This window comes from Nocardiopsis oceani (assembly GCF_054777395.1).
Window position 1 is genome coordinate 1 of record NZ_BAAHAR010000092.1, and the last position, 8,757, is coordinate 8,757.

Sequence of the window (8,757 nt, forward strand, 5' to 3'; positions counted from 1 at the left end):
CACGGTCAGCCGCGTTCGTCACGTTCTTGAGTATCTCGCGGGTGAGCGTGATCGCGAACGCCAGACCAAGGGCCAGCCCGGGTGGTGTGCCCCGACCAGCGACAACAACCTAAAACAACGGTATTGGGTGTGGCCTCCGTCCGGGCACACCACCTGGCCCCGCCCTGACAACGGGCGTCCCTTCTTCCCGACACTTTGATGCACCAGAGGTCTTAGTTTTTCGGCAGGTCATTGGGCAGAAGGACATTGACGGTTTTTTGTTCGGTGAAGCTGTACAGTTCCTCCAGCCCTTCCTCGGTTCCCAGGCCGCTCTGCTTGACTCCACCGAAACTCGTTCCGAGGAAGTGACTAGAAGTGCCGTTGATCCACACGTAGCCGGCGCGCACTCTGCGTGCCGTGATCAGCGCCCGTCTCAGATCGTTCGTCCAGATGGACGCTGTCAGCCCGTACTCGACGCCGTTCGCCAGTTCAAGCAGTTCCTCGTTGCTCGACCAGCTGCTCACGGCGAGCACAGGGCCGAAGACCTCGTTCCTGAACAGCCTCATCTGCGGTGTGACGTCCGCGAACACGGTCGGCTGCAACCAGAAGCCACGCTCGAACAACTCACCTCGCGGGCGGGAACCACCGGTGACGAGACGTGCACCATCGTCCAGTGCTGACTGGATGTGCTCCTCGACCCGGGCCAGATGGTGCGCGGAGTTCAACGGACCCATGTCCGTCCCCTCCAGCTTCGGGTCACCAAGCCGCAGAGCGGCGACCTTTCGCGTGACTCGGTCGAGTACGTCCTGGTGCAGGGACTCGTGCACGATAAGCCGGCTTGTCGAACCGCATGACTGGCCCTGGTGGCCAAAGTTCATCGCGTTCACCGCCGCGTCCGCCACGGCTTCGGGGTCAGCATCGTCGAAGGCGACCAGCGGATTCTTACCACCGAGTTCCAGGCTCACGTCCTTGACCCCGGAGGTGGACGCGGCGCGCTGGATCTCACGCCCGGTGGGCACCGAACCGATGAAGGTCAACCGCTTGACGCGGGGATCCTCCACCAGCGCTGCCCCCGCTTCCCTGCCGGTACCGGTCAGGATGCTCACGACACCCGGGGGAAAGAGGTCCTGGCACATCTCGGCGAGAATCGTCGTCGAGATCGGCGATTCCTCCGATGGTTTGAGTACGACGCAGTTGCCGGCGACCAGAGGGGCGGCAAGGCGCGAGGCAGCAAACATGAAGGGATGATTGAAGGCGAGGATTCGCCCTACCACCCCGTAGGGCTGGCGGAGCGTGAAATGGAGACCGGAAGATGTTGAGGGAATCGTCTCCCCCTTGATCTCGAGCGCGAGCCCGGCGAAATACTCCATCAGATCGACCGCCATGGACACGTCTTTGCCCATACGCCCTCGGGTGTTCCCCGTGTCGCGCACCTCAAGGTCAAGTAGTTCAGTGGAGCGTTCCTTCGATCTTCTGGCAAGTTCACGGACGAGAGCTCCCCGTTCGCGGACCGAAACATCCTCCCATTCCAACGCAGCTCGGTCTGCCGTTGCCACCGCCCGGTCGACGTCAGTGGCACCAGCTCGCGGCACCGTACCCAACGGTTCTTCGGTGGACGGGTCGATCGAGGTGAGTATCTCGCCGGATTCGGCTCCGCACAGTTCACCGTCGATGAGCATCCGGTAGAATGGGAGTTCTTTCTCCATGTAATTCATCAATTTCTCTTGGTTATTTTTGGGGGTCGACCAAAGGCTTCATAACACCTTGGCGCATCGAGTCCATCGCACTGGTCGCCTCACCCAAGCCGACCGGATCGGACAGCATCGAATCCCAGTCGTACCGCCCCTTCGACAGACGCAGAAACTCCAAGGCCCTCCAGTAATGGCCGATGTGGGCGGACAGGGAGCCGACGACCTTGATCTGCTTTCGTACGAAAACACTGGGATCAATCTCGGCTGATCCCGGTGTGGTCTGCCCCGCTATTCCGTAGCGACCTCCGGGTCCGATCATCCCCAAGCCCTCGGTTAGGGCGGTCGGTGCGCCGGACATTTCGAGGACAACGTCAGCCCCTACTCCCCCAGGAGTCAGTTCACGTACGTACCGGATGCGTTGTCCTGCAACAGGCGTGGACTCGACCGAAACAGTGTCGCGTGCGCCGTAGTCCCGTGCGATCTTCAGTCGTGAATCCGGTGCGCCGGTCACGATCATATTGCTTATACCCCGGTAGTTCAGCAGTGCGACTGCGTACAGCCCCAGGGGCCCGGTTCCCTGCACGACAACCGATTGCTCAGGGCTGATCTCTCCGATGGCCTCCAGAAGATGAATCGGTGTGCGAAGAGCGCAGCTCGCCGCCGTAGCCCAGCTGTCCGGCACCTCGTCAGGAACCCTGACCCGGCCCGAACCGGGGAACACGTAACAGTATTCCGCGAAACCACCGGTGAGATACGGATAATCATGCACGCGCAGCCGACCGTAACTCTTCCGGTTCAGGCAGAGGGAAGGTTCACGCTCCACGGTGCAATAGAAGCATGTCGCACAGGGCGCGTGGGTCCACAGGATGCGGTCACCGACGCTGATCGATTGGCCGAGGGAGTCAACCTGTTCCCCCTCCCCGAAGGCAACAATCTCTCCAACCATCTCGTGGCCCATCACTGAGGGGAGGTTTTTCTCATTCGCCGTGAATGCTTCCCCGAGCCATGTGTGTACATCTGTTCCGCAAATGGACGCCATTAGGACGCGGACCAGGATCGCTCTGGGTTCGAGCTTCTGCGGAACATCCACCGAAACCACGCCGACCGGCTCGCCGAATTTTTCCAGGAGAGCCGTACGGCTGCTTTTCGGGTGACTCATTCCTATACTCTCCATGCTATTTCCGAAGCTGACTATGACGACGGGTGACCATGGTCCAGCATTTTCCCGTCTACTCGCCACGACTCAGAGGATCGGCGTCTCCCGGCGCACAGCGAAGTCGACCATGGTCAGAAGAGCCCGGACGGTACGGGCTGCTGCATGACCACGTCGAACAGAACGTAGAGAATAAGGACCAGAACACCCGAGTAGACGGCTGAGAAGATCCAGGACTTTCCGGCCTGAGTCATCAGGTAGAGAAGGGTGAACAAGGGCACAGCGACATAAAGACCGAGGATGTACAGGAGCAGGAAGAAACCTGCGAAGCAGGCGAGGGACGTCAGCAGGTTCCGCCTCGAGACTGAAGCGAAGGCGTTGTCGGTGTCGTCCTGGGCATCCTCCTCGGAATGGATGCTGGGCAGCTGCGGCCACAGGAGGGTGCGGCACACGACACAGAGACCGAGCACGGCCCCGAACCCGCTTACCGCCAGCGGGAAGATCGCCGCCTCGCTGTCCCACTCCAGTGCTGCGACGAAGGCGGCTACGAAGACCACTGTCAATAGTGTTCCACCGACGAGGGTGGGCAGGTGCGGTCCCTGTTTGCCCCCAGCCCCTGGTCTCGTTTTCAGCTTGTCGGCGAGGTTCATGCGGAGACCTCCTTGTGCTCTTGCTGCTTCCTGCGCTTCGTGCGGTTCTCCCGGTAGAAGTGCGCGGCCAACAGCAGGACGATGCAACCCAGGAACGCGAGGAACGTCGGCCGGGTCAGCCATGCGGACCCGAAGATCGAGTTGGACAGGAACACGTAGCGCTCGAGAATGCCGCCCAGAACTAGCCCGAGCAGCAGCGGAACCTTCGGCCAGTCCCATCGGGTGCACGCGAGGCCGATCGCGGTGAACACGAGCATGACCCAGACGTCCGCGAAACTGTTGCTGGCGCTGAAAGCGCCGACCGCGAGCAGGACGAGCAGGATGGGCGCCAACACCGCGCCGGAGACGCGGGTGAGCTTGGCCAGGGGTTTGAGGAGCAGCAGCGATGCCGCGACGGAAGCGACGGTAGCGAACGCCATCAGCCAGACCATGGAGAGCGTGAGGTCCAGGTTGGTCGTGAGCATCTCGGCACCCGGTTCGATCCCCAGGATCAGAAAGGCACCGAGCAGCACAGCGCTGCTGGCGGAACCGGGGATACCGAACGCGATCGTGGGGATGAGGGCCCCGGAATCCTTGGCGTTGCAGGGGGCGCTCGCTGCGATGAGGCCCTCCGGAGAGCCCTTGCCGAACCGCTCCGGCTCTTTGGAGGTCTGCTTCGCGAAACCGTAGGCGATAAACTGGGATACGGAGCCGCCGACGCCCGGAACGATACCGATACCCGAACCCAAGGCACTGGACCGGAGCACCGCGGGCCAGTGCCGGGCGACGTCGCTCGCCCCTTGGCGCACTCCGACAACCTTGGAGTTCTGCGCCTGATCTGTCTGGCGCTTCTTCAACATGGTCTGGAGCACCTCGCTACCGCCGAAGAGCCCGATGACCACGGGGACGATGCTGACGCCTGCCCACAGGTGCAGCTGATCGAAGGTGTACCGGGGTGCCCCCGTGTTCGGGTCGAGGCCGACAAGTGCGATGAGGATCCCCAGGGCCGCCATGAGTAGCCCCTTTCCCATGTGCCGTCCCGACAGGGTGACCACGAACATCAGCCCCAGCAGGACCAGGCCAACGTATTCGGGAGGACCGATCGCTAGCGTGAGGGGGCGCATTACCGGGATCGCGACGAGCAGTACGAGCACGCCGAAGAGGCCGCCGACTCCCGAGGCGATCAGGACCGTACCCAGCGCCCTGCCTGCGAGGCCGCGTTTGGTCATCGGGTATCCGTCCAGAACCACCGCGGCCGAGGTTGCATCCCCTGGAACACCGAACAGGACCGAGGTGATGTCCCCGGTGGTCGACGTGACGATGTATACGCCCAGGAGCAGCGCGAACGCGTGGAGGGGATCCATCCCGAATGTGAAGGGCAACAGCATCGCGAGTGCGACCGCACCGCCGAGCCCAGGGAGGATGCCCACCACGAACCCGAGGAGCACACCGATGAGGAGCATCATCAGCGACTCGGGTGAGATGACTTGTTGGAGCGCACCCATGAGTGCCTCGAGCACAGCTTCTCCAATCGCAGGAGTGGGTGAGCGGGTGCCGTACCGATCTGGTCTGACCTCTTGAGGCTCGGCGACATCGACCCACTATGAAGAAAAAATTTCTAGCCAATGACGTTCGCTGACTGTAAGTCAGATCACATGCCATCGTCAATGGTCAGATGGGCAACCTTCCTGCGACAAGTCTCGTTTTCCCTGGTCATCCGAGACAGATCAGCCTGGTGCACCCTCAGGTCGTCCAAACGGCAGGGGTGCTGCTCCCATGCCCGCCCCTGTCCCAACACTTCGAATCGTTCCTACTCAGCGAGGGTGTTACCGGATCACCGCTCCAACACGGCGTTGCCCCGTCAAGCGGACGGCGACGCGATGCGACGTGTTGGAGTGACCCCTTGCACACCTATCGACCGACCCCTAAGGTCCATATGTAAGAAGTTATTTCTGTTATATGAAATCCATGTGTGACGGGGTGCGATGTGAGGCGTATTGGCGTCCTCGGTCTGGGCGGTATGGGATCAGCACTGGCCGAGAGTCTGATGGCCGCGGGGTACACGGTGCGTTGCTACGACATCCGGCCAGAGACGGCGGAACCGCTGCTGGCCCGTGGAGCCGAACCAGCGACGGACCCGTTGGACCTGGCCGAGCACAGTGACCTCGTACTGTCCTTCCTGCCTGGACCGGAGCAGGTGCATGCAGCCGCACTCGACCCCGACCACGGGGTTCTGGCGGGCCTGGCCGAAGGGTCCGCCATGCTGGACATGTCGACCTGCGGCCCAGACGTGGCCACCACCATCGGACCCGTCTTCACGAAGGCGGGCCGCAGTTTCGTCGACTGCCCCGTCAGCGGCAAGGCCCCGGACATGACGGTCCTCGTGGGCGGGACCCCCGGGGTGCTCGGTGCGGCCGAACAGGTCCTGGAGCAGGTCTCAGGCGCCGTCGTTCACTGTGGCCGCCTCGGTGCCGGGTACGCGACCAAACTACTGAACCAACATGTGAAGTACGGCTGGTACCTAGCCGCGGCAGAGGCACTGGTCGTGGCCAGGGGCATGGGGCTGGACGCAGCCGACACCGCCACCGCCCTGGAGATGTGCAGCGGCGCAGACTCGGGGCTGAGCACCGCTGCTGAGTACTTCCGCGGCGATGTGGAGCGCATGCGCGGCCACGCACCCGCCAGCACCATCGAGAAGGACGTCGCCCTGGCTGAGGCGATGGCGTCCACGGCTAACGTCCGCAGCCGCACACTCGCGACACTCGTGGACTTCTTCATGTCCGTGAGGAACACGGAGTACCGCCAACGCCCCTACCCGGAAAGCTGCGAGCTCTTGGAACGCCTGCGGGCCATGCCCTCGAATTTGGGAGACCGATAGTGCCACCCTCAGAACCGACGGTCAGAGCATCCTCGACAAATCCGACTGGCCTTCCGTCGGACGAGCGCGCCAAAGCCCTTGTCGCCACAGCCTGCCGGATGTTGGCCCACTGCGGCCTCGGTGAGGACGTCCTCGGCCATGTGAGTGTGCGTACAAGCGGGGACCGGTTCAGAATCCGGTGTCGCGGTCCGCGCGAACGCGGATTGCTCTTCACTGATCCGGAGGACGTGCGTGCCGTCTCCTTCGAGAGCGGGCCCTCCCTCCCACCCGGTTACAACCTACCGAACGAATCACCGATCCACGAGGAGGTCCTGCGCCACAGGGCCGATACCAACGCGGTCGTGCACGTACACCCGCCGGCCGTCATCGCCGCCGACCTCGCAGGGCTGAGCCTGCGCCCGATCATCGGTGCCTACAACATCCCCGCCATGCGACTGGCAAACGAAGGTATCCCGACCTACCACCGAAGCGTACTCATCAACAGCCCGGGGCTGGCGAAGGAAGTCGTGGAGGTTCTCGCCGACAAGCCGGTGTGTGTCCTCCGGGGACACGGCATCGTCTCAACCGGGGTCTCGGTGGAGCAGGCTGTCGTCCGCGCACTCAACATCGAGGCTCTCGCCCGGATGACCCTCGCGGCCAGCCAGTTCGGGAACGTGCCGCCCGAACTGCCAAAGGAGGACGTGGCTGCGCTTCCCGACCTGGGATCGGAGTTCAACGACCACCAGGTCTGGGCGCACCACATCGCCAGGCTTGAGCACGCGGGGCTCGCCATCGACCACCCCCTGCCCCGCTGAAGTTGAGCGAACAGCGACCAACCGCGTGCTGAGAATCATTGCCCATCAGCACGGTGCGGTGTCTCGAACTGCACAGAATCCAACAGGAGGAACACCATGGCCAACCAGACGGGAAAAAAGCCAAGGATGACGGGGTACGTCGCGGGTGCGGCCGGGCTCCTCATGGCTCTCACCGCCTGCGGCGGTGGCGCGGGAACCGACGACCCCCAGCACTACCAGGGACAGGACATCGACCTGGTGGTGCCCTACGACGCAGGTGGCGGCTACGACAGCTACGCGCGGGTCATGGCGCCCTACTTGGGCGAATGCCTGGACGCGGAGGTCGTAGTCCGCAACGAACCTGGTGCCGGCAGCCTGCTCGCCACCAACGCGACCGCTGCCGATGACCCCAGCGCCCTGCGTCTACAGGTACTCAATAGCATCGGTGCGATCAGCGCCCAGCTGGCTGACGCAGAAGGGGTGGAGTTCGACATGCGAGAGATGTCAATTATCGGCCGCTTCAGCACGGCTGCGGACGCGGTCTCCGTTTCTTCGAACGGCGGTATCGAGTCCTTCGAGGACATCCTGGCTGCCGAGGAGCCAGTGCGCTTCGCCGCGACCGGACCCGGGAGCAACGAGTACATCACCGCACAAATCCTGGGAGAGGTCTTCGACTTCCCCTTCGAGGTCATCACCGGCTTTGAGGGGTCTGGTGAGTCCCGCTTGTCGGTGATTTCCAACGACACCGACGCCCATGCCAGCACGTGGGACAGCGTGCTCCCAGCGATGGACGCGGGCGACGTCGTTCCGGTCGTCCTATCTGACAACGAGCGGATCGACGAACTGCCCGACACGCCCGCTATCACGGAGTTCGACCCCGGGGACGAGGAGGCCCAGGCACTCCTCGACTCCCTCCTCGAGCTGAACAGTACTGGTCGGAGCGTCATCGCTCCCCCCGAGATCCCTGAGAACCAGCTGAATGTCCTGCGTGAGGCGTTCGACTGCGCGATGGGTAACGAAGATATGCTCGACGAGCTGGAGGGGCAGCGGCTTCCGGTTAATGTGCTCGGAGGTGCTGAGTTCCAGGAACAGGTCGACAGCGTCATGGACGCCACAGGCGAGTTCCGGGCCGCGTTGGAGCGCGCTTTCTGACCCGTAGCCTCACTCCGTCCGATCCCTCCGAAGGCTTTCGGGCCCTACGCATCCACAAGAGGACCACCATCCCTTGCAGGGGAGGACTTCGGCTGACACGACCGTGGCCCGGGAGAACTGATGTTCTGCCGGGCCACAGCCTCTCCTCGGTGGTGGCCTCTCCCGGTCAACCCGGTCGCTCAGCCTCGGCGTCGCTCACCAACCGAAACTGGAACAAGGTGTAGTTCTTCGTCGGCACCTCCAACGAATCGACATCTCCTTGGTTTGCCCCTATCGGTGCAGGGCTGTTGCAAAGTGGGTGACGGACAGCCCCTGGACCTGGAAGGCAGCGGAGCCCAGGACCGCAAACACGAAGCGATTCTGAAAATGCCGTGGCCGGATCGACCCTGCGACGAGTCCTGATCGCCCTGGACGCCGCAGAACTCGACCGCACCGTCGGTGCCTGGCTACGTGACAAGGCCGCCGGGCAGGCCGATACCTGGGCGATCGCCCTGGACGGCAA

Annotated in this window: 7 protein-coding genes; 3 read left to right on the plus strand and 4 right to left on the minus strand. The window is 63.2% G+C overall.

What is annotated here, in order from left to right; genetic code table 11:
- Window positions 1-212: 212 nt before the first annotated feature.
- The 4 genes from ACYVDG_RS32090 to ACYVDG_RS32105 form a co-directional block, all read right to left on the minus strand.
- A complete protein-coding gene (locus tag ACYVDG_RS32090; protein ID WP_460763721.1) occupies window positions 213-1,694 on the minus strand; it encodes an aldehyde dehydrogenase family protein in 1,482 nt (493 codons plus the stop codon).
- A 13-nt stretch (window positions 1,695-1,707) separates the two neighbouring features.
- On the minus strand, window positions 1,708-2,829 hold the full coding sequence (locus ACYVDG_RS32095; RefSeq protein ID WP_460763726.1) for a zinc-binding dehydrogenase: 1,122 nt from the start codon (window positions 2,827-2,829) through the stop codon (window positions 1,708-1,710).
- 128 nt (window positions 2,830-2,957) lie between these two features.
- Window positions 2,958-3,473 carry a tripartite tricarboxylate transporter TctB family protein gene (locus ACYVDG_RS32100; protein ID WP_460763732.1) on the minus strand — a complete coding sequence of 172 codons (516 nt, stop codon included), beginning with the start codon at window positions 3,471-3,473 and terminating at the stop codon, window positions 2,958-2,960.
- On the minus strand, window positions 3,470-4,972 hold the full coding sequence (locus tag ACYVDG_RS32105; RefSeq protein ID WP_460763736.1) for a tripartite tricarboxylate transporter permease: 1,503 nt from the start codon (window positions 4,970-4,972) through the stop codon (window positions 3,470-3,472). The genes ACYVDG_RS32100 and ACYVDG_RS32105 overlap by 4 nt, the downstream gene beginning before the upstream one ends.
- A 467-nt stretch (window positions 4,973-5,439) precedes the next feature.
- On the opposite strand from ACYVDG_RS32105, the gene ACYVDG_RS32110 reads away from it, so the two are divergent.
- The 3 genes from ACYVDG_RS32110 to ACYVDG_RS32120 all read left to right on the plus strand — a co-directional run bounded on the left by ACYVDG_RS32110 (window position 5,440) and on the right by ACYVDG_RS32120 (window position 8,255).
- Entirely contained in the window at window positions 5,440-6,330 is an 891-nt protein-coding gene (locus tag ACYVDG_RS32110; protein WP_460763741.1) for an NAD(P)-dependent oxidoreductase, read from the plus strand.
- Window positions 6,330-7,124, plus strand: a complete 795-nt coding sequence (locus ACYVDG_RS32115; RefSeq protein ID WP_460763746.1) for a class II aldolase/adducin family protein — start codon at window positions 6,330-6,332, stop codon at window positions 7,122-7,124. Before ACYVDG_RS32110 ends, ACYVDG_RS32115 begins: the two co-directional genes overlap by 1 nt.
- 96 nt (window positions 7,125-7,220) lie before the next feature.
- Window positions 7,221-8,255 (plus strand): Bug family tripartite tricarboxylate transporter substrate binding protein, encoded by a 1,035-nt coding sequence (locus tag ACYVDG_RS32120; RefSeq protein ID WP_460763751.1) that lies wholly within the window; start codon window positions 7,221-7,223, stop codon window positions 8,253-8,255.
- Window positions 8,256-8,757: the final 502 nt, after the last annotated feature.

Excerpts from the sequence above, each read along its gene's own strand:
- ACYVDG_RS32095 (WP_460763726.1), bottom strand. The coding sequence starts at position 2,829 with ATGAGTCACCCGAAAAGCAGCCGTACGGCTCTCCTGGAAAAATTCGGC.
- ACYVDG_RS32090 (WP_460763721.1), bottom strand. The coding sequence starts at position 1,694 with ATGAATTACATGGAGAAAGAACTCCCATTCTACCGGATGCTCATCGAC.
- ACYVDG_RS32120 (WP_460763751.1), top strand. The coding sequence starts at position 7,221 with ATGGCCAACCAGACGGGAAAAAAGCCAAGGATGACGGGGTACGTCGCG.
- ACYVDG_RS32100 (WP_460763732.1), bottom strand. The coding sequence starts at position 3,473 with ATGAACCTCGCCGACAAGCTGAAAACGAGACCAGGGGCTGGGGGCAAA.